Raw genomic sequence first — 25,466 nt, forward strand, 5'->3', positions numbered from 1 at the left:
CGCAGCTATATTGCGAATGCCCCGGAATTTGGGCCGAATGCTAATCTCAGATCAGGGCAGCTTTAGATGCTCCTTCATTTTTAAAAAAAGCGGTATCAAATTCGGGATTAAAGTAATAGAAATTTTTGCTGTCCAGTTTCTCTTTTACTTTTTCCATGGCTTCTCCGAAACGCTGGAAGTGTACAATTTCTCTTGTTCTCAAAAATTGCAGAGGTTCTCTCACGTCAGGCTCCTGAATCACGCGAAGCAGGTTGTCATAAACAGTCCGCGCCTTCTGCTCGGCAGCCAGGTTCTCTGTCAGATCGGCAAATGCGTCGCCTTTAGACTGGAATTCGCAGGAATTAAAGGGAATCCCGGCGGCTGCCTGGGGCCAGAGTCCTTTTGTATGGTCGATATAATATGCATCAAACCCCGCTGTCTTCGCATCTTCCGCTGTTACGTTTTTTGTGAGCTGGTATACCATAGCGCAGATAATTTCCATATGAGCCAGCTCCTCCGTACCGATATCTGTCAAAAGACCACTGACAGATTTTACGGGCATGGAATAGCGCTGGGCCAGATACCGCATGGAGGCGGAGAGTTCTCCGTCCGGACCGCCGTATTGACTGATAATCAACTGAGCAATTTTGGGATTTGTCTCTTTGATTTTTACCGGGTACTGTAATCTTTTTTCATAGCTCCACATCAGCAGCACGCTCCTTCCCAGGGCGCAGGACCTTTCGTCCAGGGACCTGCGCAGTCTCTCGTCAGAGGGTAATAATTTTCCGCATAATTTTTCAGCAGTTCCTTCCGCTTCATTACCAGCTGTTCTCTGAGATTGTGCGCCTCCTGCTGTTCGGGATGCGTATCCAGAAATAACCTGAGATCATCCAGAGCAAAGCTGACACATGAAATCTGGTTCATCAGGGCTTCCCTGTCCGTCATTCCTGTCTCATCTGTTTTGCCGCAGCAAAATTGTTCAGCCGCGAAAAAAGGCAGATTCAGTTCCGGAAAAATGGTTCCAACTCTCAGCGCTTGTTCCCATTCAAAACAATTCCCTGTCCAGGCCTGCACGGGCACAGAAGCCATAGCCAAATGTTCTGTCTGCATAATATTCCTCCTTTTTATTTACTTTTCAAGCTGACAAGCCACTTTTTTTCCTCATCAACTGACTTTAGTATGTGTTTGTTCTTATTTAAATTGCAGGATAGTATTTCCTCTGTATGAAAAAGAATCCCGTTCGTCGGATTTTCCGGCTGCGGCGTGCCACTTCAGCGCATCATTTCCTATGCAATAAAAAGGCTGATTCCTGCAGGAACCAGCCTTTTGAAAAATTATGGATTTTTATCCAGATTATTAGTCTTTGCCAACTTCTGTAATAGATTTTACCAGGCCTGCCATTCCCTGGATTTCCGAAGGAATGATGATCTTGGTCGCCTTGCCGTCAGCTGCCTTTTCAAACGCTTCCAGGCTCTTGATCCGAAGTACGGCCTCATCGGCGCCGGCTTCGCGGATAAAGCGGATACCGTCTGCGTTTGCCTGCTGCACCTTCAGGATCGCCTCTGCTTCACCTTCTGCCTCGCGGATCATTGCTTCCTTCTGAGCCTCTGCTCTCAGGATCGCTGCCTGTTTCTCCGCCTCAGCGTCCAGAATCGCTGACTCTTTCTTACCTTCTGCTCTCAGAATCGCAGAGCGTTTCTCACCTTCAGCCAGCAGAATCGCTTCACGGCGTTCACGTTCTGCTTTCATCTGTTTCTCCATGGCATCCCGGATGGCAGCAGGGGGAATGATGTTTTTCAGTTCCACACGATTGACTTTGATTCCCCATGGGTCAGTGGCAACATCCAGAGAAGCGCGCATCTTTGTATTGATCGTCTCTCGAGAGGTCAGCGTCTGATCCAGTTCCAGATCGCCGATGATGTTACGCAGCGTAGTGGCCGCAAGATTTTCAATGGCAATGATAGGATTCTCCACGCCATAGGCAAACAGCTTGGGATCTGTAATCTGATAGAAAACCACCGTATCAATCTGCATTGTAACATTATCTTTTGTAATTACAGGCTGGGGCGGAAAATCCGCAACCTGTTCTTTCAGCTGCACCCTCTTGGCAATACGGTCAATGAACGGGACTTTGAAATGCACGCCCACAGACCAGGTTCCCAGATAACCGCCCAGGCGTTCCACCACATATGCGGTGGCCTGCGGAACGATCTTGATGCAGCTTGCCAGCAATATGATTACCAACAGCACCAGTGCCACAACTGCGATAAAACCAACGCTTAACCCGCCGATCCCTTCGGCAACTAAATTCAAACTCATACCTAATCCTCCTTCTCTACAATCAGCTTCACACCTTTAATTTCTCTGATGACTACCATTGTTTCCGGTTCCAGCACCTGAGCGTCATCCGCGGACACTGCGGTCCACTCCATACCGTTCACTACTACTGTACCATATCCGTTTACATTGTCAATCAGGGAGGTCACCTTTGCCCGGCGTCCCACCAGACTTTCTGCATTAGTCTTGGTCAGCTTAGGCTTCAGGTATTTACCCACCAGGGGCTTTACGGCAATCAGCAGCAGGAATGAGATCACCAGGAACAGTACGATCTGCACCTGCACGCTGGCTCCGAACAGCGCCGCAAAAAATCCGCCCAGGCAGCCGATGGCAAACCAGATTGATACCAGCTGCAGCGTGGCAGCCTCAAAAGCAACCATAATCACAAATAAAACCAACCATATGGCCATCTCCATTAAGCTTCCTCCTTTCTTATAATGTCGGACAGCAGTCAGCGTTTTACTGATGTCTGAAACTATCCTATCATAAAAAAGTCGGCAATAACGTAAATGTCATAATTACCCGGGATTCATGTAATAATTGCGGAATATGCGGGCATACTAGATAACTTGGTAGAAAATCACCCGCAGGCAGAACTCTCTGTCCTCCCAATGCACATCTAAAGTACCGTTATGCTTCTCCACCAGTTCTTTCATTACCTGCAGCCCCAGCCCGTGCTCTTCTTTATGCGGCTTCCTGGTCATAATATTCCCTTTTTTATCCAGACGGACAAACCCGTCAAAGGCATTTCGGATCTCAATAAACAGGCTCTTTTTATCTATTCTCATATTAACACTGATCCGCCGCTCCTTTTCCGGAACCCTTCTGCAGCCCTCAATGGCATTTTCCAAAGCATTTCCCAGCACCCCGCATAGGATCACGTCGCTGCAGTCCAGTTTGGTCGGAATGTTCAGGTCTATATCAAATTTCAGTCCCGGCAGAGCCGCCTTTTGCATCTTATCATTCAGCACCGCGTCCACCACCAGGTTTCCGGTTCTCACATCGCTTCTCGCCTGCAGCTTTCCGCTGAGTTCACTTAAATAGGATATAATCCCTTCACAGTCCTGCTTCTTTGCCATGGAATACAACAGGATATAACAATTTTTCAGCTCATGGCGCTGGCGGCGGATCTCTTCCTGATTTCTCGCGATGGTTTGATACTGTTTCGCATAATACTCAGACTGCAGCTGTTTCAGGCCTTCCATGCGCTCTTCTTCTTTTTCCTGCAGCCTTGTCCGGAACTGCAGCAGCGCTGCTGCGGCTACAAATAAAAGAACAATACATACAGTGACAAATACCTGAAACTCATCCTTCCCCTGAGATACGCCCCAGTAGGCCAGATTCAGCAGAAAAAATGCCACTGCCCATCCCGCCACATAAACAGCATGAAGGCGCTTGCCCTTTTCCCAATATAACCCATAGTAGCCATAACTCAGATACAGGAAAAAACCGTTTAAAAGAATCACCAGCAATATATCATTCATTTCTGCTTCCCACCTTACCGCAGTATTCCCAGAACAAGTTGCGGACCTTAGGCCGGTTCTTTTCGCTGATGCTCAATACAGTCCCATCTTTCAGGGCCACCTTATCATACTGGAATACTTCTGTATTGTCCATGTTGATCAGATATGCCTTATGAATACGGATAAAACGTCCGCCTGCCAACGCAGATTCCGCCTCGTCCAGTTTTCCGTAATATTGATAAACGCGGTCGTCTGTGTGTATGATAACCTTACGCCCTGAACTTTCCAGAAACAGTATCTCCTGATAAGGCAGACGGATATAATTCCGCCCGCTCTGCACAGTATAAAAAAGCTGTTTCTGGCTGCTGATGCGCTCCATTGCCTGGATGATCACTTTTTCCAGTTCGTTCTGCTGGACCGGCTTTTTCAGAAAACGAAAGGGCTCCGCTTCAAACAGCTGGCGCAGATACTCTTCGTGGCTGGAAACATAGACGATCAGCATATACCTGTTTTCCTTTCTGATCCTCAGGGCAGTCTGTATCCCATCCATCCCTTTCATCTCAATGTCCAGAAACAACAGGTCAAGACACCCGCCTGTATCCAGGTCTTCCAAAAGCTCAGCACCTCCAGTATAAACTTCAATTTCTGCCTGCAGGCGGTGAAGTCCGCACAGCTCTCTCAGCATGCTTTCCATCACGCCCTGATACTGTCTGTCGTCATCACATATCCCTATTCTGACCATATTTTCATTTCTCCATCCACAATTCCGTAATATATCTGTTCCAACTGATTCAAGCAGATCTTTCCACCTGTACCATCCGTGAGCTTTTCCTTCAGCTGCATGAGCTGTCTCACCGGAACAGGCGCGCACAGCCGGACGTCCGCTTCATAGACAGAATCCAGAATTTTAATATTTTCCTGCGCCAGCAAATACTGAACCTTTCCCAGTTCTGTATAATCCACCCTGATTTCCAGCTTCCGCGCCAGATATTTTTCTACCAGAACACTGGATTCCAACGCGCACTGCACGCCTTTTGTATAGGCGCGCACCAACCCTCCTGTCCCCAGCAGAGTGCCGCCGAAATAGCGGGTGACCACTGCAGCCGTATTACAGACTCCCTGCCCTGTCAGCACATCCAGCATTGGCCGGCCAGCCGTACCGCCTGGTTCCCCGTCATCGCTGCAGCGCGCCATCTGTGAACCGGTCCCGATCACATACGCCCAGCAATTATGGTTTGCATCCCAATGCTGCTTTCTTATTTTTTCAATAAAAGCCAACGCTTCTTCCTCTGATTCCACATGGGCGGCATGTCCGATAAATCTGGATTTTTTCTCAGTAAATTCCCCGCTGCCGCCCATATAAATCGTACGATACTGTTCTACCATAAATAGCTTTCTCCTTTATCCACCATTGTATCCTAAAACTATAAAATCCACAATCATGAATTTTTGCTTTATTTTGTGGGAACTTTCTGATATGATAGAATTAATTGTATTTAGAAACCTGTCAGACAGGAGGTTATTATGAATTTTAATTTTCAACATACAGAGGAACGCCTGGATGATCTTTCTCTGCACAAAGGACGCTCCGGGCGGAGGGCAGCCGTAACAGTGCTGAAAGTTTTTGTCCTGTTCCTTGTTTTGGCTGCAGCCACAGGCGGCAGCATCGCTTTCGGGGCGCTCCGGGGCGTTATTTCCAATGCGCCTGATATTTCATCCATAGACGTCTCCCCTTCCGGTTATGCTTCTAAGATCTATGACAGCCAGGGCAATGTGATGGAAACTCTGGTCCGGGCCGGTTCCAACCGGGAAGAGGTACATTATGACCAGATTCCGAAAAATCTGGTCAACGCATTCGTTGCGATAGAAGATTCCCGTTTTTTTACTCATAACGGAATCGATGTAAAGGGCATTTTCCGGGCTGCCGGAGTAGCCCTTACCTCAGGAAATTTTTCAGAAGGCGCCAGTACTATCACCCAGCAGCTGATTAAAAATAATGTATTCGAAGGCGGCATGGAAAAGAACCTGGGGGACCGTTTTGAGCGGAAATTCCAGGAACAGTATCTGGCTCTCAAACTGGAAGAAAACCTGAGTAAAGAGCTGATTATGGAATACTATCTCAATACCATTAATCTGGGGAGCAATTCCTTGGGCGTACAGTCTGCTTCCAGACGGTACTTCGGCAAAAACGTATCAGAACTCACGCTTTCAGAATGCGCGGTGATCGCTGCCACCACGAATAACCCTTCCAGATACAACCCGATTACCCATCCCGACAAGAACGCGGAACGGAGAGATAAGGTTCTCCGCAAGATGCTGGAACAGGGGCTGATCACCCAGCCGGAATATGATGAGGCTCTAACTGATGACGTATACAGCCGGATTCAGAATAACAACTCTACTGTCCAGGGGTCCGCAAGGATTTATTCTTATTTTACTGATTCAGTAGTGGAATCTGTGCTCCAGGATCTTCAGGAAAAAGCCGGATATTCTCAGACTCAGGCCTATAACCTGCTGTACAGCGGCGGGCTCACGATCCAGTCCACCATGGACCCGGAAGTCCAGACTGTGGTGGATGAAGAAATCGCAAATCTGAGCAATTTCCCGGAGACTTATTACACCATTGTTTACCGTCTCACCGTGGAGCATGCGGACGGCACTACCACGAGATATACGGAATCTGATCTGAAAAAATACTTTATAAAAGAGCTGGGCAACGCAACCTACCGTTTTCTGTTCAACAGCGATGAAGAAATCGAAGCTGCCCTGGAACAGTTCCGCACGGCGAAACTGACCGCACAGGATAAAATTATTTCTGAATCCTATACAAAAACCATTGAGCCGCAGATGTCCATGGTGGTGATGGACCAGACCAACGGCCATGTGGTTGCGATCAACGGCGGCCGGGGAGAAAAGCAGGGAAATCTGGTTTTGAACCGGGCTACGGATTCCACCAGACAGCCAGGTTCCTGCTTCAAAGTGCTGGTGGATTTCGCGCCCGCCATTGATAAGGCAGGGGCAACTTTAGCCACTACCTATTATGATTCGCCCTTTTCCGCAAATAATCAGCAGTTTGCTAACTGGTGGAGCTCTAATTATGTTGGCTACGCCAACATCCGTCAGGGTATTGCTTATTCCATGAACATCATCGCCATGAAGTGCCTGATGGACACGGTTACTGTGGATGTAGGTTTTGAATATGCAAAGAATTTCGGAATTTCCACTTTAGTGGATAGCCAATTATCCGGCAGCGGGACTTATTCCGATAAAGTTCCCTCCATTGGCCTGGGAGGTTTGACCTATGGCGTCACCAACCTGGAACTGACTGCAGCTTATGCTTCCATCGCTAACATGGGAGAATATCAGGAGCCGGTCTTCTATACTAAAATATTGGATCATGACGGCAAGGTGATCCTGGACAACACGCCTAAAACTCATACGGTTTTGAAAGAAACCAGCGCTTTTCTGCTGACCAAGGCAATGGAAGAAACCATGAAGAGCGACTGCCCCTTTGAAGTGGTGGACCCCAATATCCACGAGACTGGTCAGGAATGTTATTTTGAAGGTATGAGCCTGGCCGGCAAGAGCGGTTCTTCCACGCACAACTATGATAACTGGTTTGTAGGGTATTCTCCATATTATACCTGCGGCGTCTGGTATGGCTATGACGACACCTATATGTTTGACGGCGGACAGTCCTGCCATAAATATATCTGGAAAAATGTAATGCAGCGCATCAATTCCGGCAAGACTGATATCGGTTTTCCAGGCAGCAATGAGATAGAAACGGCGAAAATCTGCAGCAAATCCGGACTTCTGGCAATTGACGGCGTATGCGATAAAGCTGAGGATACAGGCGTTGTCTATACGGAATATTTTGCCAAGGGCACCGCTCCCACGGAATACTGCAACCGCCATACAAAGGTATCTGTCTGTACTGTATCCGGCATGATGGCAGGCGAAAATTGCCCTCCTGATCTCTGCGAGGACCATATTTTCCTCAGCATAGACAAAGCAGATTACAAGGAAGGGGAATTTACAGACGACTGTAAATATCTGATGCCGGACGGATTCCTGGACCGCCCCTGCACCCTTGCACACCGTCTGATCGACAATAATACCCATGAGGAGGTCACCGGGGAAGCGCCCACGGATGAATACGGAAATCCTGTGAATCCCTCCGATGAAACCGGCCGGGAGCAAGATCCTACTTCCGGCGTGCTCACACAATATGATTAGGCTCTGAAAATATTGGATCAGGCCATATGCCCTGCTTTCACCAGAAGCAGGGCATTTTTTCTAACTTTTTTAAAATACTATATTGCATTATTTAATAGTATGTGATATAGTGTATTCAAGAAAGGAGATGATCCCGTGAATGCGCAACTAAAAAAAGGAGCCCTCGAGCTATGCGTACTGGCTCAGCTGGCGCCCAAAGACAGATACGGCTATGAACTGACTGATACGATTTCTCAGGAAATGTCCATCGCCGCCGGCACACTGTATGTTATCCTGAAGCGTTTTAAAGAAGAGGCATATGTAGAAACTTATCTGGTGGAATCCCCTGACGGACCTGCGAGAAAATATTACCATCTCACACCTTCCGGGCACGAATACCTGAAAAAATCTCTTCGGGAATGGAAAGAATTTGTTCTGGCGGTGGAACGCCTTACAGAAAATTAAGGAGGATATAAAATCATGACAAAATTGGAATATTTAACAGCATTGGAACAGGAACTGCGCTGCTTCCCCGCAGATTTCGCAGAAGACATCCTGAAAGATTACCGGGAGCATTTCCGCCTTGGGCAGGAAAACGGCAAAACGGAACAGCAAATTTGTGAGGAGCTTGGGAATGTGCATGAATTTGCCAAAGAGTTAAAAGAAGCGGAGCCCGACCTGGCTGCCGCCGGAATCCGTCTGGCGCCCGCCGTACTGCCGGGAAGCGCTTCCGGCGAACAAAATAAGGCCACCGGCGCCGGCGCGGCAGACAACAGCTGTGATGACCAGAACAATGTTCCGGGCTATGACTGCCGGCGGGTTCAGGCAAATTTCACCAGCGCGGATGTGATTGTCCGCCGTTCTCCCGACGGCCTGGCTCATGCCTATTACCGCAACCGGGGATCTCTGGATAACAAGCTGAATATCCGCTTTGACTGCCATCAGGAAGGCGACACGCTCTATCTGAGCCTGGAAGAGAACGCGTTCCAAAAACGCAGCCTCTTTGGTTTCGCCTCATTTTTAGTGACGATATCCAAATGCGATATTTCAATTCTCATCGAACTGCCAGAAAAATTCCAGGATGTTTCTATCCGGACGAAATCAGGGGATATCAGGGCTGAAAAAATCTCCGCACAGAAGTTCCTGGCGGAGAGCTTTTCCGGAGATATCCATACAGATTCCTGTGAAGTGGAGGTCATGGCGTTGAAAACCAAAAGCGGCGATATGGAACTCCGTAATTGTCTGGCGGATGAATTTCAGGGCAGCCTTCTTTCCGGCGATGTTTCTATAAACAGCTGCCGGATCGGCCGTTTAAACCTGAGCAGCCTCAGCGGGGATATCTCAGGCCGGGATAATGCCATCTCCCAGGCCGAAGTCTCCGGCACCAGCGGGGATCTCACGATCTGCGGGAGCCTGCAGAAAGGGGATCTCCACTCTGTCAGCGGAGATATTTCCCTGTATCTGGAAAATAAAACCCCTTCTGAACTCAATATCCGCAATACCAGCGGGGATACAAATATCCGCCTTGCCTATGCCGGAGGTCTGAACGCCAGGACCTCCTCCACCAGCGGCGATATGGAAATCCGGTACAACGGCCAGCGTCAGCGGGCATCCGGCATTCCCGGCAGATCCCTGACCCTGAACAGCGGGTCAGAACCTGCATTTGTAACCGTAAAAAGCGTGAGCGGTGATATCCGCATCTCCGAAGCATAAAACCTGAAGAATGGAGGGCTTATCATGACGATTCAGACTTACCAGCTGGCCGGTTCGGGCCTGATCTGCATCCATACCAGATCTGTAAATTCTGCGTTTTACCGCCTTATGTCGTACTTAAAAAAACATCAGCTGCGGTCCTGCCGCAGACGCCGCACAGGAATAGAATATCTGGAAGAAAGCCGCACAGTTTGTGTAGATCAATATACGTTCTCCGCTGTCCGCCGGCACTTTTTATAAACCATTTATCCCAACGGCCTGATCACTGCAAGTGTTCCCTTCTCTTCCCCCATATTTTGACCGCGGCCAAAAAGCCCAGGGTCAGTATGATTCCGAAGGGGAGGGAAATCCATACCTTCTGCGTGAATCCGGCCACCAGGTAAGTCAGGAATGAGATCAAAGCCATGCACAGCACATAAGGGAGCTGCGTAGAGACATGTTTTACGTGTTCACACTGCGCGCCGGCTGAAGCCATGATTGTGGTATCGGAAATGGGGGAACAGTGATCTCCGCAGACAGCACCGGCCATGCAGGCGGAAATGGAAATAATCATCAAAGTTCCGCCGCTCTCTCCGAATACAGAGACAACGATGGGGATCAGGATGCCGAATGTCCCCCAGGAAGTGCCTGTAGCAAAGGCCAGCGCTGCGCCAACCAGAAAAATGATTGCCGGCAGCAGAACCATCAGCCCCTCTGCCCACTGTTTCACCACACCGTGCACATAGACGCCGGCTCCCAGGCCGTCAGTCATCGCTTTTAAGGTCCAGGCAAAGGTAAGAATCAGAATCGCCGGCACCATGGCCTTAAATCCTTCCGGCAGACACGCCATGCAGTCCCGGAATTTCATGACTCTGCGCACGCTGTAGAACACAATCGTAAATGCCAGGCCAAAGAAACTCCCAAGCACCAGGCCTGTCGGAGCATCGCTTTTGGAAAATGCCGTAACAAAGTCCGTTCCCGAGAAAAAACCGCCTGTATAGATCATGCCGATAACGCAGCAGAGGATCAGAACCGCCACAGGCAGCACAAGATCAATCACCTTTCCCCTGCCATGTATTATTTCCGTTTCATTTAAGGTTTTCGTTTCTGCGCCGGCACTTTTTGGCCCTTCCAATTCTGCTGTCTCTTCACTTCTCTTCATAGGGCCAAAATCTACTTTCATCAGAACAATCCCAACCAGCATTACAAGAGTCAAAAGCGCATAAAAATTATATGGAATTGCCTGAATAAACAGTGAAAAGCCATCCTGCCCTTCCACAAAGCCGGTGACAGCAGCCGCCCAGGAAGAAATGGGCGCGATAATACATACCGGAGCAGCCGTGGCGTCGATAAGATACGCCAGCTTTTCTCTGGAAATTTTCTGCCGGTCTGTCACCGGGCGCATGACGCTTCCCACTGTCAGGCAGTTAAAATAATCATCAATAAAAATCAATACCCCCAATATGATGGTAGCAAGCTGGGCTCCGATTTTTCCCTTAATATGGTTTCCGGCCCATTTTCCAAAGGCAGCAGAACCTCCCGCCCTGTTCATCAGGCTGACAATCACGCCCAGGATTACAAGGAATATCAGAATCCCCATATTGTCCGCTGATGTCAGCACCTGGATAATGCCGCCCTGAAAAATTTGAGTTACCGTACCTTCAAAGCTGAATCCAGAATACAGAGCGGCGCCCACCAGAATCCCTAAAAAAAGAGAACTGTAAACCTCTTTTGTGATCAGCGCCAGACCGATCGCTACCAGAGGAGGCACCAACGCCCACGCGGTCCCGAAAAACATGGATTCTGGCTGAGCCCCGTCAGATGCGAAAACAGCTCCCGCACAGACAAGCGCTGTCAGCAGCGCCGCTGCAGCCAGAATTAAATATCTTTTTCTCCTTTTCATCTTTCCTCCTTATTACCGGCAGATTTAGGATCCCTTCCCGCCGGAATTTTTATTCTCAGGATATATCTTTTGTATGTAAGCGAATCTGGCACGGCGCCGCTTCAGCGGCATATTTCCTTACGCAGCAAAAAATGACCATGATCAGCCTGGGGAAGCTGACCATGGTCATAAAATCACTCTTGCATTCCAATGATAGCGCTCCACAACTGTGACAGTCTGCTGCATATTCTGCAGCAGCCCAGCGCCGGCCCTGAAGCAAAAACCGGCACTTCGGCAGCGTCCCCTTCCCCGCCTGCTGCTGCCCTGCCCTAATGCCGGCGGTACTCATGAAAACTGCACCTCTACCATATATCCTATTGGTATTGTTTTATCACAGAACTATGGGAAAGTCAACCTGCTCCCTCAGATCACATGATATTCTTTCAGCAGTTTTTCAATATCCGTCCCTTCTATTTTTTTCAGCATTTCTTTCAAAGCAAGTTTTTCAAGCAGATTCATCTCCATATCGGTAATTTTCTTTCCGTCCCGCAGCTGGACTGTCGCATTGAGAAGATCCCGGATATCATATACGCTGCCCCAGACTTCCGGCACGCCCCGGTCAATATCCAGCAGCGTATAAACCGCTTCCATTCCGGTACGCATGGAATATTCTGTCGTGAATATAGTATCTCGTTTTGTTTCCGCAAACTGTCCTAAAAATGCGAAATTCACACTGCCTTCCGGCACCACCAGAGGGCGGTCGCCCGCTGCCCGGGGCATAAAGAACGCTGTAATATAGGGCATCATACAGGGAACCGTATTGGCGCTGTGCTCCGCCATATCTTCTATTTCATTTTCCGGCACGCCCAGATGATACAGCCACTCCATACAGATCTCCTTGCCTGTACACTCCCGCATGGGCTTTTTCACAAAGTCACCCGGGCGGTCGCTGAACAGGCCGTAAATCCATCCCACCAACTGGCCGTCCGGCTGGCTCCTGAATTGTGGCTGCCGGTTAAAAGTCCAGCTCATCAGCCATCCAGAATCTTTTACGGTCACAATTCCTCCGGTCACCACTTTTCCGCTGAAGGGATCGCGCTTGCATATGTTTTTAATATAAGGAACAATGCGTTCGTCCAGAGTGGTCACTGTGGCTGACATCCAGTTGCTCTGCTCCGGATCGTGGCAGAACTTTTCGGGATGACCGAAAGAAGGATCCTGTACAGCGATTTTGCGCCACATATCCCAACCGCCGCCCTCTTTGATTTCTGTATGAAAGGGCGCGGGATGATTCTGGCCGCCCAGAGCGGAATTCTCCACGCAGCCGCCATTTGTAATAAAAATCAGGTCATTCTCTGTCAGGTCGATATAATCCTGCTGTCCTTCTCTTTCTACGATCACGCGCTTTGCCTGTTTTCTGTTTCCCTGGATATCAAATTCTACATTTACCACTTTTGTATGGTAATGAAACTGCACATGAAAGGATTCCAGATATTTTATCATAGGCAGAATCATGGATTCATACTGGTTATATTTTGTAAACCGCAGTGCCCTGAAATCCGGAAGTCCTCCCACATGGTGGATATACCTCTTGATATACAGTTTCATTTCCAGCGCGCTGTGCCAGTTCTCAAATGCAAACATGGTGCGCCAGTACAGCCAGAAGTTGGAATCCAGCACCTCTTCATCAAAAATCTCATCTATTCTTTTGTCGTATAGCGCTTCATCCGGCGTAAAAAACAGCTTCATGATTTCCATAGCGCCTTTATCAGACAGGCCGAATTTGCCATCTGTATGCGCGTCCTGGCCCCGGCTCACCGTCGCCCTCATCAGGGAATAGTTAGGATCTTTTTTATTCAGCCAGTAATATTCATCCAGAACGCTGACCCCTTCTGTTTCGATGGAAGGAATGGATCGGAACAGGTCCCACATGCATTCAAAGTGATTGTCCATTTCGCGGCCGCCCCTCATTACATAGCCCACATGATCATAATAATAACCGTCGCAGGCGCCTCCGGGAAGGGCCTCCTTTTCCAGAATGTGCACCCGTTCTCCCTTCATCTGGCCGTCTCTCACCAGATAACAGGCGGCTGTCAGGGCGGCCAGGCCTGAGCCAACAATATACGCCGATTTATTCTCCACTCCTTCGGGCTTCACAGGGCGGGCAAACGCTTCATAATTACCACTGGAATAATACATACTGCATCCTCCTTTGTTTACAGGTATGGTTGATTTGTTTCATATCTGCATTATATCCCATACCATGAAGACTGCCATATACAAAGAACCTGCTCTGATAAAATTTTTATCAAAACAGGTCCTTTGTATAAAATTTATGTACTCTCTTCTTTCCGCCTGATTCTGTCCGTCCTGAATTTATTCAGGGCCCTGGTGATGTCTCCCTGGATCAGGACGCTGAGCCGCTCCACAATTTTTTCCGGTTCTTCCTTCATCCCATTTTTAATCCAGTCCAGCATAAGCCCGACAAACGCAAATTTATAGAAATCCGCAATGAATTTCTTATCTTCCTCCCTGACCTGCATTCCTACCGCTCTTTCTTCCACAACGCCGATCAGAAGGTCATAGGTCAGCCTGTACAGATATAACTCGATCTGCTCCCGGCTCACTGAATGGTAAACATTCAGTATAAAAGGCCGGTTCTCTTCCACCGCCTGGAAAATCTGCAGAAACCCCTGCTGCCAGGTATCATAAGTCTTTTTTCCGTCCAGTGCCCGGCTGGCGTCTTCCACACAGGACCATTCTATCAGATCATAGATATCCCTGAAATGGTAATAAAAAGTCATTCTGTTGATGCCGCAGTCTTCTGCAATATCTGAAATCGTGATTTTATCCAGGGGCTTTTTTAACAGCAGGTTTTTTAAAGATGCTTCCAGCGCTCTTTTTGTTGTTTGAGACATGCTTCACCTCCGCGGAACAAGTTTACTATATAGAAGCTTTATGCAGCATGGAATGCAACACGAAAAAGAAAAAACCCTGTAAAATACAGGGTCCTGGCAGCGGAGACGGTGGGATTCGAACCCACGTGCCCTTGCGGACAAAACGATTTCGAATCGTTCTCGTTACGGCCTCTTCGATACGTCTCCCTATTTCATACCTGTATTATTATCTAACACGTCCCGAAAAATGTCAACCCTTTCTTATGTATGCATCAGGAAATTTTTATATTTTTTTCTAAAAACCTCTTGATTTTTTTTTTCAGGTCTGCTATATTATAGGAGTTGCAGATCACGGGGTGTAGCGCAGTTTGGTAGCGCGCTTGGTTCGGGACTAAGAGGTCGCAGGTTCAAATCCTGTCACCCCGATTATGAAATGGCCGTCGACAAATGTCGGCGGTCTTTTTCTATATCTGTATTCTTATCTAAATAGAGGAGGGAGTTTTTTGTTAGATAATCTAATCCTTGCATACCGCAGCAAATTTTATACTTGGAACTTAAAAGATGTTGTTAATTTTTGGCAGAAAAACAAAAAAATCACCTTGATATTTATTATTTTTATCTTCGTCGCCGTGGCTGTCACGATATACAGCCTGATCGTCAAAACTAGTATACCAGTGTTTGTTCTACTTTTAATCGAACTGATTGCAATTATTCCCATTGACCGGTTAATAGTAAAAAAACACCAAGAGATTATTTCTACAAAAAAAGAGCACATAGATGAAGTTATATTATTCTTAAAAAACGCTATTCCCGGTCACGACTTATCCGGTAAAAACCAGGTCGATGAATTAATAGCCCGTTTATCCATACGTATAGATGCCGGCGCTCCGTTTAATAAGTTCATATCGCAGCTTCGCAATTTTGTAAAAGTCATTGCCCTTCCAATTATAGCTTACATTGCAGGAGTATATTCTAACACGGTCAGCGAACTTGATTTCTGGTTTGTTATAGGCATAGCTGTTAGTCTTATTTTAATAATTGGTTTTCTTTATATAATATTAGGAATGATTTATCAAGAATTGCAAAAAATAACTTGTAGAAATTATGACGTTGCCATAGCGTTAAAAGAAGACTTATCCGATATTAAGCTTTTATTTTTTACGAATAAATGATTACCACAGGTACCTATTTCCACTAACTCCTTTAATACTTTAATATGAGAAGTCTTTTTTCTATACTCCTTCACAAAGCTGAACCCGGACAATATTTTGTTCCGGGCTCAGACACAGAGGATCAAATTTCTCACCTGCAGTTTTTTCTTTTTCTGGTATTAGGCATTCGCTTCCGTTACAGCTTTACGGATACAAATGTTCCGTCCGCCGCTTCCACATGTATGATCTCCAACCCCTTGTTTTCCCGAATGAACTCCATACATTCATCTAAAACCATGCTGATGAAATCTCTTGTGAGCAGACAGTTGTATGGTTCCGGTGTTTTTTCATACATCTCTTCAAACATTCTGTCAGGCATTCTCCTGACAGCAAAACTTACCAGGCCTGCCGGCAGAGGCACAAAAAGCCAAATACCTTTTGTTCTGATCTTTATTCTCATATCTCGTTCTCTATTTATCTACAAATATTCTAACTACCGTTCCGTCCGCGGCCTCAACGTTGACAAAATCGCCCTCTACCCCTGCGTCCAGACATTCCGATATGGCTTCCATCATACCGGAAAGATCAACGCCTTCCAGTTCTTCTTCCGGAATAGGCAATTTCCCCGTCACCTTCAGAATTTTCCTGATCGCGCCCACGGGGAACTGTATCTTCACTTTATCTCCGGATACGCTGTCCACAATGATGCGGAACATCTTCTTATCATAACCCGCCGGCTCCAGTTCAGTTTTGCATTCCTGAATCCCTGTATTCAGCGCGTCCATCAATTCCGCCCCTTGCTCTGCTGTTATTGTTCCCTCTTCTACCATTTTCAAAATCCTCAATTTTTCATCCATCCTATTGTCACTCTCCTTCTTTACTTTATTTCAGCTGCGCAATCGCCTGCTCAGCTGTGATCTCTCCATTTTCCAATGCTCTTAAGATTTCTTCTTTTCTGGACGCCTGTTCCTCCCCGTTCTCTTCATACCCCAGTTTTTTTATCACCCCATCCAGTTTTGACCGCACAGTAGGATACGATATTCCCAGTTCTTTTTCCACTTCTTTTATATTGCCGCGGCAGCGAATAAAAGTTTCTGTAAAAAAAAGTTCTTCGTCTGAAAGATAGTCAAACTTGCTTAACCGGAAATTGTTTTCAATTACTGTATCGCAGGCCTGGCACTTCAGTTTGGCCACTGTCAGCTCCCCGCTGCACACCGGGCACCGGCTGATCACCTTGTTCATTCCATTCCCTCCTTTTTTATTAATATAACCCGCAATCTTTTAAATGTCAATAGGAATATTAATATTTTTAATATTGAAGTTAAAAATATTAATATTCCTATTCAAAATAATAATTTTTTTTATGTTTTTTCATCTGAAATAACTATTTGACCAGCAAATCTTCCTACTGTATTCTAACTCTCGAACAGAGGCTTCCTGATCGAATTCGTCCCCAAAAACATCACAATACATTCTGAAGCAACTCCTCCGGTATATGAAGGTTCCCTTTTCCTGTTCCAATAGAAATGGCAGGCTTATTGCTTCCATGAAAATCAGATCCTCCGGTAAGAAAAAGACCATATTTTTTTCCTAAAGCTTTTGTTCTTTTTTCTTCCTGCTTTGTATTGGAGGAATAATATGTTTCTATTCCCTCCAGCCCCAGCTCTTTTAAGTAAGCCACAAGCTTATCCAGCTCTTCGGCGCCCAGGCGATACAGCATGGGATGTGCCAGCACAGGATGCCCTCCGGCATTTCTGATCGCATCCATTGCTTCCCGGGGCGTTATCAGGGCCTTTGGCAGATAACAGGGTTTTCCCGCGTCCAGGTAACGCTCAAATGCTTCTTTATTGCTTTTTACATAGCCGTGATTCAGCAGGTACCTGGCAAAGTGGGCTCTCGTCAAAACTGCTCCGGGAAATTCTCTCTCTACCTTTTCTTCTGATATATCAAAACCCAGATCCGCCATTTTGCGGATCATCTTCCGGTTTCTGTCAGCACGCGCTTCCTGATAACGGTCCAGCACAGATAGAAAGCCGGGATTTTTGTAATCTATGCTGTATCCCAATATATGAATATCCCGGTTCTGATAAACTGCAGACAGCTCCACTCCCGGTATTGTAAGGATGTCCTTACTTTTTGAGTTTTCCAAAGCCTCTTCTACTCCCTGTACTGTATCATGGTCAGTCAATGCAATTGCTATAAGCCCTGCTTTTGCCGCCAGCTCCACAACCCCCGCCGGGGTTTCCGTCCCGTCAGACGCATTGGAATGCACATGTAAATCAATAAATGCCATAATGAAATCCTCCTGAATTTTTCCAGTATCTATTTTTAATTTATAGTTCATGTAAAAACAGCCACAATATGATAATGATCTGAAAATGTTAACCACTTTTTTATTTTACTTTCTAGTTATCACTGTACAGTATACAGGAATTTCTATTCCTGTGCAAGACTGTCATGATGCCATATGTTAACAAAAAGTTTAAAATTTGCATCTGGCATTTTCATACTGGCACGGGTATAATAAAAGGGTGCAGGAATTCATACATTTATATGTGCCCTTTGTTTGAGATGCTGCGACAGCATCTGCCTCTTTTTGAGGCATTCGTATCTTCCTCGGGTCTGACAGCCTTGCCCTTGTGTTTGATACATTCCCTGCTTACTGACTTTGATTTGTTGGCTTAGCCATTGTTTCTGAAATACAGGCTGTTGATCATAAAAATTTGAGGTACAAAATGAGAAAATTCATAGCGATTTGCGGCACGCTGCTTTTGGCTGCAGGAATTGTATTTCCTGTGCAGGCGGCGCCTTTGACGATAGACAGCAACTCAATCGCCCAGATTGGGTTTATTGATAATACCGGCATTTCTGTGGAAAATGCCGCTCTTACTTACGATTTCAGTTTTGCTACAGAATCTGCTCCTCTTACAGCTCAGGTTTCCGCAAGCTATCTTCTGGAAAATCCCGGTGTTTCTGAAGCAGTTACAGACCTTGTAATTCCGTTCTATACCACACTTTCACATTATTACTCCTCCCCTTTTTCAGCCGGCAGCAGCCGCGCTGATGCGCTGGCCGGAGAATTGCTGGGCAGCACGGTATACTCTCAGGTCAATGATTCCTTCCAGGCCATGGATGGACCGGAGCTTCTTTCAGCTCTGCAATCTCAGGAAATTTCTCTGTTTGAAAATGCCGCCGGAACTCTGTACCGTATTTCTTCCGATGGGCTCGATACAGATTCTTCCAGCCAGGAAACGGCTCTAACGATCCAGAATCTGACCGCCAAAAGCCAGCTTTTCTATCTGGATTACAGCGGCGTCTCCCAGGAAAACGGCAAATATTTTTTTCAGCTGCAGCTATCCGGCGTCCCGGATTATGCCTATGTATTTGTCACGGGAACCGAAGGCGTGGATTATGACGCAGTTTATTCCCAGGACGCCGGCATCCATATTGCCAGCTCGCCAATGCGTCTCTCCAGTTATTTGACCGCTTATTCAGAATGGTATCTGGAAATGCTATACCCGGAGCTGGACAGTGATTCTTCTGCTCTCCTTCTTCCTTCTTTGATTTCTTATGTTAACCTAAAGATGGATCAGAGCCAGTCTATAAATCTTATTACGGCCCTGGATTGGTGCATGAATCAGCCTCTGCTTCTGCTCAACCACCTGACCCTTCGCTTGAAACCTCAGGAAACCGTCCAGCTGCAGCTCAGGTATCCGACAGTTTTCCCTACCGTTATTCTGGAAGACCAAACTGTGAAATACCGGCTCCTGAACCATATGATGGAATCCTGGCCTGATACGGAAGAGATTAATCTCGAACTCATTCTTCCGGATTTTTTGAAGCTGGCTGACACAGGCAGCTCGGTTTTTCAGGAAAGGAAAGACAAGTCTCTGGCTACTGTCTTTTCTTCTGAACAGACAGATGATTTCTATTTCTCATTAAAAACAGATAAAAATGCCGGCGCACCGGGTTGGAATTATCTTTTGGTTCTTGGCGGATGCGTCCTGGTCCTGGGCGGCGGCGCTGCAATTTTAACTCTGTTCAACCGCAGAAGCAAGAAAAGCCCTTTGTCGGAGTAAGGAATGTAAGTGTTTTTTCATAGTTCCGCTGCATGTATAAATGCGCTGAAAATTTTCTGCTGAATCCGGTCTTTTGCCATATGCTCCGGATGCCACTGCACTGCAATAAAAAAGGGATGATCCGGCATTTCCAGCGCCTCTGTCAGCCCGTCGTCGCTGCAGGCGGATATTTGCAGCGATGGTGCGGTCAGCGCGGCAGCTTGATGGTGCATGCTGTTCACAGCACATTCCCGGCACCCTAATATGGCTTCCAGCCGGGAACCCGGCAGAATCCGGATCTGGTGCAGCGGTTTTGAGGGGTCAGAAGAGTCTCTATGCTTTTGCAATTTTTTTCCGGCCTCTTTAATATCCTGATACAATGTTCCGCCTTCCAGTATATTCAGTATCTGGAGCCCTCTGCAGATTCCCAGAACCGGAAGGGCGGTATTTCTGATGCACTGATACAGGCAGATTTCCGCCCTGTCCCTGTGCCTGTCCACCTGACCGCAGCAGGCCCTTCTTGTCTGTCCGTACAAGGATGGATCCGGATCTACACCGCCCGGGAACAGGATTCCCCGGCACCCCTGTATGGCTTCTCTCATTGTTCCACTGTCCTGGTGCTGCGGAATCATTTTGACTCTTGCTCCATATTCTTCCAGACGGTCCAGATATTGTTGCCTGAAATACCTGCGTTCTTCTGTATCTGTCCCCATTTCCAGCATTCCTATCACTGTTTCTTTCATCTTTGCTCCTGGTTTTTTATTTATCATATGCATTTAAGGCATAAAATTCCCCCGCTATTCTGTCGGGTTCACTTATCATAATAAGTTCTCTTTTCAATGAAGGGTTTTGTTTCATAGGAAACGGAGTTTCTTCTAAAATAAAATAAGACGGAGAACCGGTTCCGGCTGTTCCGTCTTATTCCTTACTTTTCTTTCTTTTCTTACATTTTATTTTTCCGCAGCGTCAATCGCCTGTTCAATGTCCGCAATAATGTCTTCCACATTTTCAATACCCACGCTCAGTCGGATCAGATCCGGCTGAACGCCGGCCGTACGAAGCTGTTCATCATTCAGCTGTCTGTGGGTATGGCTGGCTGGATGCAGCACACAGGTGCGGGCATCCGCCACATGTGTCACAATGCAGGCCAGCTTCAATTCATCCATGAACCGGATGGAAAAATCTCTTCCGCCTTTCAGGCCAAAAGCGATAACGCCGCAGGTGCCTCTGGGCATATATTTCTGCGCCAAATCATAGTATTTGCTGCTCTTCAGCCCCGGATAGTTTACCCAGGCTACCTGAGGATGAGCTTCCAGATATTCTGCCACTTTCTGGGCGTTCTCACAGTGGCGTGGCACACGAAGGTGCAGAGTTTCCAGCCCCACATTCAGCAAAAACGCGTTCTGAGGGGACTGGATGGATCCCAGATCCCTCATCAGCTGAGCAGTAGCCTTTTGGATATAAGCCATCTTTCCGAAACGCTCCGCATATACAATACCATGATAGGAATCATCCGGCGTTGTAAGTCCCGGGAATTTATCTCCATGTGCCATCCAGTCAAAATTGCCGCTGTCCACAATACAGCCGCCAACGGTCATCGCATGGCCATCCATATACTTCGTTGTAGAATGCGTTACAATATCCGCGCCAAATTCAAAAGGCCTGCAGTTAATCGGCGTAGCAAAGGTATTGTCAATGATCAGCGGTACTCCATGGCTGTGCGCCAAATCTGCAAATTTCTCAATGTCCAGCACTACCAGGGACGGATTGGATATGGTTTCCGCAAAGAGCGCTTTCGTATTCGGCTGGAATGCCTTCGCGATCTCATCTGCAGGCGCATCCGGATCCACCAGCGTCACTTCAATCCCCATCTTTTTCATGGTCACAGTAAACAGATTAGAAGTGCCGCCATAAATTGGGGCTGAGCTCACAATGTGATCCCCTTCCGTACAGATATTCAGAACAGCATAGAAATTGGCCGCCTGTCCGGATGAAGTGAGCATTGCCGCAACGCCGCCCTCCAGCTCACAGATTTTCCGGGCTACCGCATCATTGGTGGGATTCTGAAGCCTTGTGTAGAAATATCCTTCTGCTTCCAGATCAAAAAGCTTTGCCATCTGTTCGCTGTTATCATATTTAAAGGTAGTGCTCTGATAGATGGGCAGTACTCTGGGCTCTCCCTTTTCCGGCTTCCATCCGCTCTGGATACATATGGTTTCCAAATGATTCATAATTATTTTTCCTCCTGTTGTGTAATGAATATCAACTCTCCCCAATACCCGCGATAGCCAGCAAATCCTCCGGCCTCTCTGCCAGTACAGAGGCTCCTTCCCTGAGCAATTCTTCTTTTCCCCTGAATCCCCATAGCACGCCTGCCGTCACCATTCCGGCCGCACGGCCGGTCCGCATATCCGTATCCGTATCTCCCACATACAGGCAGCTCTTCGGCTCTGCGTTCAGCCTGCCTGCCAGCAAAAGGGGCCCTTGGGGAGAAGGTTTTCTGGCATGATCCGGACGGTCTCCCAGGATTTCGTCAAACAAGTTTTCCCCGTATACTTTCCTGATAACTTCTACTGCATTCCAGTGAGGTTTATTGGTGCATACGGCCAGTCGCATCCCCGATTTTTTCATTTTTGTGAGGGTTTCCTTCAGTCCGGAAAAGGCGCGGACACGGTACAGGCAGCCTGAGCGGAACCGTTCCATATAATCTTTAAACGCCCGTTCCGCCAAAGAAGCGTCCTGATTTCCCGCTGCTTCCAGCGCGCGTTCCACCAGCTTTTGCGCTCCGTCTCCGGCAAAAAAACGATACTTCTCTATCGGCTGCTCCGGAAGTCCGTACCCGGCAAGGCAGAGGTTCATGGTATGACCAATGGACTCCACTGTATCCACCACCGTTCCATCCAGATCAAAGATCGCCGCCTGATACATCCCGCTTTCCTCCTTTTGACAAAATCCATTTTCCAAACATATTCATCACCAGGAACCCGACGGCCAGCCCCAATACCATCCCGCACAGCACATCTGTTGGGAAATGTACGTAGAGATAAAGTCTGGAAAATCCGATCAGCGCCGCCAGAATGAAAGCAGCGATTCCCAGCCTCCGGTTCATATACCAAATTACAGGAGCGCAGGCAAAAGATACCATTGTATGCCCTGATGGAAATGAAAAGTCCACTGGCCTGGCTACAATCAGCCCGGTAAAGCCACTGATTTCATAAGGCCTGGTCCGGTGTACCAGGGGCTTTAACCCCAGGTTGCAGATCAATAGGTGAACCACAAGAGTTGCAGCCATACAGCAGCCGTATTTCCTGGTCTTGGGAATGCACAAAAGCAGAATTGCGGTCAGTATCCAGAATATCCCGGCATTTCCCAGGCTGGTGATCATCACCATGATCTGGTCCAGCACCGGATTATGGATTTTCTGAAGCCCTTCCAAAATTCCTATTTCAAAGGCTGTCATTCTATTTTTCTACCTCCTCTCACAATATCCCTATTTTAATACAATTTTTCTGAAAGCACAAGAGTTTCCTGAGACAGAGATTATCATATGGAACAAAGCTTCAGCGGCCGTATCTCTTCAGCGCCTGGCGCCCATCTCACGAAAAGTTTTATTTCACAGGAGGAACTTTCCTATGAAACCAGAACAGCGCAAGGGCGTCACTGCAGGCAGTGGCGCCCTTGCATCTATCCTTATTTTCCCTGTCTCAGCAGACGAAAACGCCTGCTTCTCAAACATCCAGCTTCATGTCGCCCTGTTTGATCCATCCCTTTTTCCTCATAAGCTCAGAGAACAGCAGCGTCAGCACTGCAGGCAAAATGAAATGCATCAGCAGCATTTTCACCAGAACAATCACAGGATCATAGCCTTCTGCCGTCATCGTCGCATAGGTCGTGAACTGGCCCACCAGCCCTGCAGTGCCCATCCCCGCGCCGGTGGCATTATTGGTCATATGTACAAAATCGCTGGTAGCCAAAGGCCCCAATATCGCACTGGTAAGAATCACCGGCAGCCAGATCACTGGTTTTTTCACAATATTCGGAACCTGAAGCATGCTGGTGCCCAGCCCCTGGGCCAAAAGGCCGCCCACTTTATTCTCACGGTAGCTGGCTACCGCAAAGCCCACCATATTGGCGCAGCATCCTACTGTGGCGGCGCCGGCTGAAATACCCGTCATTCCAAGAATCACGCCCAGAGCCGCTGAGCTGATGGGAAGGGTTAAAATCATGCCCATCAGGACAGACACGATAATACCCATGAGGAAAGGGGCCTGTACCGTTCCCCATTCAATCAGATCGCCCAGGTATGTCATGAAGGCAGATATGGGAGGCCCTACCAGAAGCCCCACCACAGAGCCGGCAATGATACAGCAAACCGGCGTCACCAGGATATCCACCTTCGTTTTGCCGGATACCAGCTGTCCGATACCGATTGCCACCATAGCGGCTGCAAACGCCCCCAAAGGTTCGCCCGGCCCCGCCAGATGAATCACTCCGTCTACAAACACTGTGCCTGCAATTATTTTAGAAGCAAAAGCGCCCACCATGCCTGCTCCTGAGGCGGAAAGGATTACCAGAGGGCTCTGTTTTAATTTATAAGCCGCTCCGCAGCCGATGCCCGCCCCGGTCAGAGCAGAAGCGACTTTGCCGATCTGCACCAGATAAGTTCCCGCCGCCCCCGGGATCAGTGAGCCGATCTGTACCAGGATCGTGCCCACAATCAATGTGGCAAACAGGCCGGTAGCCATTCCCGACAGCCCGTCAATAAAAATCAGCCGCAGGATTTTCTTCACTTTTTCCATCATATTCTCCTCGCTTGTCAGTCATTCTTTACAACTGTCTTGTCAGTTGTCAGCAAAAAGAATACCACAGATCTGCCGGGGACGCAAGCTTTATTTTTCATTCCTTCCATTGGCAGGTCACAATCCACCCTCCCCGATGGTCAGGAGAGACTGTCACTTCCGCGGCCTGCCTGGGAATCTGAAGCATATCTCCCTCCTGCAGGCTGACCAAATAATCTCCGGTCTGATAAAATTTTCCGGTTTCCAGCCCCTCCAGATATTCTTCCAGAGTCAGATGATTCCTATAGATATATTCTGAATGAGGCAGCCCCAAATACCGGATGTGCCACGGTTCATAGGGAATCCTGGTAGCGCTTTTGCCAAACTGCGGATATCGGATGATAAACCCATATTTCCAGCAATTTTCATTCACAAACTGACCTGCTTCTGATTTTATAAATCCATATCCGGCAAATCCGGACACGTACACATCAAAAGCCAGCCCTGTCATATGCTCGCTGCTTCCCGGCAAAGCCGCAACCTCCGGTTCCTCGGCATATACCTGTACCTGCTCGTCATAGCTTCTGTAGCTGTCCCTGATATAAAGGGTATCTCCGGTCTCTTCTTTCACCGCCACAGACAGCGCGGAAAAAGCATCTACTGCTTCCGGCGCCATCAGAACCTCTGTCTCTTTGTATTTCACCAGCTGCGTTTCATAGGTTTCTCCGGCCGGATATTCTTCATTAATCAGTACCAGGCAGTTCTGCCGGTTCAGCTCCGTGACTTCTTTCTGCTCCAGATCCTCAGGTTTCAGATCCAGAACCTGCCGGTCCATACTGTCTGTCACTCCATGCCAGGCGTCCCTCACCCGAAACTGCAAGTCCGGACGCATGAACCACAATGCCGCTCCCATCAGAAAAAGTGCTGAAACAGCCAGCCCCGCCACCAATTTTCCACGTCTTTTTTTCATTATGATACCCTCCTGATTCCCTGTCTTTCCTCACGGCAGCC

General features: G+C 47.7%; 26 protein-coding genes, 2 tRNA genes and 1 riboswitch. Of the genes, 7 read left to right on the top strand and 21 right to left on the bottom strand.

From position 1 onward, the window contains the following. Window positions 1–46: 46 nt before the first annotated feature. From EV209_RS13905 to EV209_RS13935, 7 genes are all read right to left on the bottom strand, one after another. Window positions 47–685, bottom strand: a complete 639-nt coding sequence (locus EV209_RS13905; RefSeq protein ID WP_130436085.1) for a manganese catalase family protein — start codon at window positions 683–685, stop codon at window positions 47–49. Further along, a complete protein-coding gene (locus EV209_RS13910) occupies window positions 685–1,089 on the bottom strand; it encodes a spore coat protein CotJB (RefSeq protein ID WP_130436086.1) in 405 nt (134 codons plus the stop codon). The genes EV209_RS13905 and EV209_RS13910 overlap by 1 nt, the downstream gene beginning before the upstream one ends. A 246-nt stretch (window positions 1,090–1,335) precedes the next feature. Beyond that, complete coding sequence (locus EV209_RS13915; protein WP_130436087.1) at window positions 1,336–2,298, bottom strand: SPFH domain-containing protein; 963 nt, start codon at window positions 2,296–2,298, stop codon at window positions 1,336–1,338. A gap of 2 nt (window positions 2,299–2,300) precedes the next feature. Further along, window positions 2,301–2,732 carry an NfeD family protein gene (locus EV209_RS13920; RefSeq protein WP_130436088.1) on the bottom strand — a complete coding sequence of 144 codons (432 nt, stop codon included), beginning with the start codon at window positions 2,730–2,732 and terminating at the stop codon, window positions 2,301–2,303. 144 nt (window positions 2,733–2,876) lie between these two features. Continuing rightward, a complete protein-coding gene (locus EV209_RS13925) occupies window positions 2,877–3,800 on the bottom strand; it encodes a sensor histidine kinase (protein ID WP_130436089.1) in 924 nt (307 codons plus the stop codon). Next, window positions 3,793–4,521, bottom strand: coding sequence for a LytR/AlgR family response regulator transcription factor (locus tag EV209_RS13930; RefSeq protein ID WP_130436090.1), 729 nt, complete (start codon window positions 4,519–4,521; stop codon window positions 3,793–3,795). Before EV209_RS13930 ends, EV209_RS13925 begins: the two co-directional genes overlap by 8 nt. Beyond that, a complete protein-coding gene (locus EV209_RS13935; RefSeq protein ID WP_130436091.1) occupies window positions 4,509–5,165 on the bottom strand; it encodes a YigZ family protein in 657 nt (218 codons plus the stop codon). The genes EV209_RS13930 and EV209_RS13935 overlap by 13 nt, the downstream gene beginning before the upstream one ends. 138 nt (window positions 5,166–5,303) lie before the next feature. On the opposite strand from EV209_RS13935, the gene EV209_RS13940 reads away from it, so the two are divergent. From EV209_RS13940 to EV209_RS13955, 4 genes are all read left to right on the top strand, one after another. Further along, on the top strand, window positions 5,304–8,018 hold the full coding sequence (locus EV209_RS13940; protein ID WP_130436092.1) for a transglycosylase domain-containing protein: 2,715 nt from the start codon (window positions 5,304–5,306) through the stop codon (window positions 8,016–8,018). A 135-nt stretch (window positions 8,019–8,153) separates the two neighbouring features. After that, on the top strand, window positions 8,154–8,462 hold the full coding sequence (locus tag EV209_RS13945; protein WP_130436093.1) for a PadR family transcriptional regulator: 309 nt from the start codon (window positions 8,154–8,156) through the stop codon (window positions 8,460–8,462). A 15-nt stretch (window positions 8,463–8,477) separates the two neighbouring features. Beyond that, complete coding sequence (locus EV209_RS13950) at window positions 8,478–9,710, top strand: DUF4097 family beta strand repeat-containing protein (RefSeq protein ID WP_130436094.1); 1,233 nt, start codon at window positions 8,478–8,480, stop codon at window positions 9,708–9,710. Window positions 9,711–9,734: 24 nt separating this feature from the next. After that, window positions 9,735–9,950: a hypothetical protein gene (locus EV209_RS13955; protein ID WP_130436095.1), complete on the top strand. Its 216-nt coding sequence runs from the start codon at window positions 9,735–9,737 to the stop codon at window positions 9,948–9,950. A gap of 22 nt (window positions 9,951–9,972) precedes the next feature. Here the strand turns inward: EV209_RS13955 and EV209_RS13960 are convergent, their stop codons facing one another. The 4 genes from EV209_RS13960 to EV209_RS13975 all read right to left on the bottom strand — a co-directional run bounded on the left by EV209_RS13960 (window position 9,973) and on the right by EV209_RS13975 (window position 14,675). Then, window positions 9,973–11,592, bottom strand: a complete 1,620-nt coding sequence (locus EV209_RS13960; protein ID WP_130436096.1) for a Na+/H+ antiporter NhaC family protein — start codon at window positions 11,590–11,592, stop codon at window positions 9,973–9,975. A 185-nt stretch (window positions 11,593–11,777) separates the two neighbouring features. After that, window positions 11,778–11,944, bottom strand: a riboswitch (Lysine riboswitch). A gap of 50 nt (window positions 11,945–11,994) precedes the next feature. After that, window positions 11,995–13,770, bottom strand: a complete 1,776-nt coding sequence (locus EV209_RS13965; RefSeq protein WP_130436097.1) for an oleate hydratase — start codon at window positions 13,768–13,770, stop codon at window positions 11,995–11,997. Between the two features lie 134 nt (window positions 13,771–13,904). Further along, on the bottom strand, window positions 13,905–14,489 hold the full coding sequence (locus tag EV209_RS13970) for a TetR/AcrR family transcriptional regulator (protein WP_130436098.1): 585 nt from the start codon (window positions 14,487–14,489) through the stop codon (window positions 13,905–13,907). A 100-nt stretch (window positions 14,490–14,589) separates the two neighbouring features. Further along, window positions 14,590–14,675, bottom strand: a tRNA-Ser gene (locus EV209_RS13975). Between the two features lie 145 nt (window positions 14,676–14,820). Between EV209_RS13975 and EV209_RS13980 the strand changes: the two genes are divergently transcribed. Then, window positions 14,821–14,894 (top strand) — tRNA-Pro (locus EV209_RS13980). 77 nt (window positions 14,895–14,971) lie between these two features. Then, window positions 14,972–15,640 (top strand): hypothetical protein, encoded by a 669-nt coding sequence (locus tag EV209_RS13985; protein WP_130436099.1) that lies wholly within the window; start codon window positions 14,972–14,974, stop codon window positions 15,638–15,640. A gap of 175 nt (window positions 15,641–15,815) precedes the next feature. Here EV209_RS13985 and EV209_RS13990 read toward each other — a convergent pair whose 3' ends face one another. The 4 genes from EV209_RS13990 to EV209_RS14005 all read right to left on the bottom strand — a co-directional run bounded on the left by EV209_RS13990 (window position 15,816) and on the right by EV209_RS14005 (window position 17,912). Then, window positions 15,816–15,998: a hypothetical protein gene (locus tag EV209_RS13990; RefSeq protein WP_243647600.1), complete on the bottom strand. Its 183-nt coding sequence runs from the start codon at window positions 15,996–15,998 to the stop codon at window positions 15,816–15,818. Window positions 15,999–16,089: 91 nt separating this feature from the next. After that, window positions 16,090–16,476, bottom strand: coding sequence for an SHOCT-like domain-containing protein (locus EV209_RS13995; RefSeq protein WP_130436101.1), 387 nt, complete (start codon window positions 16,474–16,476; stop codon window positions 16,090–16,092). Between the two features lie 25 nt (window positions 16,477–16,501). Further along, window positions 16,502–16,861, bottom strand: a complete 360-nt coding sequence (locus EV209_RS14000) for a DUF2089 domain-containing protein (RefSeq protein WP_130436102.1) — start codon at window positions 16,859–16,861, stop codon at window positions 16,502–16,504. A 220-nt stretch (window positions 16,862–17,081) separates the two neighbouring features. Beyond that, entirely contained in the window at window positions 17,082–17,912 is an 831-nt protein-coding gene (locus tag EV209_RS14005; RefSeq protein WP_130436103.1) for a PHP domain-containing protein, read from the bottom strand. Window positions 17,913–18,354: 442 nt separating this feature from the next. Between EV209_RS14005 and EV209_RS14010 the strand changes: the two genes are divergently transcribed. Next, window positions 18,355–19,698, top strand: coding sequence for a hypothetical protein (locus EV209_RS14010; protein WP_130436104.1), 1,344 nt, complete (start codon window positions 18,355–18,357; stop codon window positions 19,696–19,698). A 17-nt stretch (window positions 19,699–19,715) separates the two neighbouring features. Here the strand turns inward: EV209_RS14010 and EV209_RS14015 are convergent, their stop codons facing one another. From EV209_RS14015 to EV209_RS14040, 6 genes are all read right to left on the bottom strand, one after another. Continuing rightward, entirely contained in the window at window positions 19,716–20,420 is a 705-nt protein-coding gene (locus EV209_RS14015; protein ID WP_165388939.1) for a gamma-glutamyl-gamma-aminobutyrate hydrolase family protein, read from the bottom strand. 207 nt (window positions 20,421–20,627) lie between these two features. Beyond that, window positions 20,628–21,908: an O-acetylhomoserine aminocarboxypropyltransferase/cysteine synthase family protein gene (locus tag EV209_RS14020; RefSeq protein WP_130436106.1), complete on the bottom strand. Its 1,281-nt coding sequence runs from the start codon at window positions 21,906–21,908 to the stop codon at window positions 20,628–20,630. Between the two features lie 31 nt (window positions 21,909–21,939). Then, a complete protein-coding gene (locus tag EV209_RS14025; protein WP_130436107.1) occupies window positions 21,940–22,605 on the bottom strand; it encodes an HAD family hydrolase in 666 nt (221 codons plus the stop codon). Beyond that, entirely contained in the window at window positions 22,583–23,137 is a 555-nt protein-coding gene (locus tag EV209_RS14030) for a phosphatase PAP2 family protein (RefSeq protein ID WP_130436108.1), read from the bottom strand. The genes EV209_RS14025 and EV209_RS14030 overlap by 23 nt, the downstream gene beginning before the upstream one ends. A gap of 268 nt (window positions 23,138–23,405) precedes the next feature. Then, window positions 23,406–24,476, bottom strand: coding sequence for a PTS sugar transporter subunit IIC (locus EV209_RS14035; protein WP_130436109.1), 1,071 nt, complete (start codon window positions 24,474–24,476; stop codon window positions 23,406–23,408). Between the two features lie 97 nt (window positions 24,477–24,573). Beyond that, window positions 24,574–25,425: a M15 family metallopeptidase gene (locus tag EV209_RS14040; RefSeq protein WP_130436110.1), complete on the bottom strand. Its 852-nt coding sequence runs from the start codon at window positions 25,423–25,425 to the stop codon at window positions 24,574–24,576. Window positions 25,426–25,466 lie beyond the last annotated feature (41 nt).

Origin of the sequence: Cuneatibacter caecimuris (genome assembly GCF_004216775.1) — a bacterium.
GTDB lineage: Bacteria > Bacillota > Clostridia > Lachnospirales > Lachnospiraceae > Cuneatibacter > Cuneatibacter caecimuris.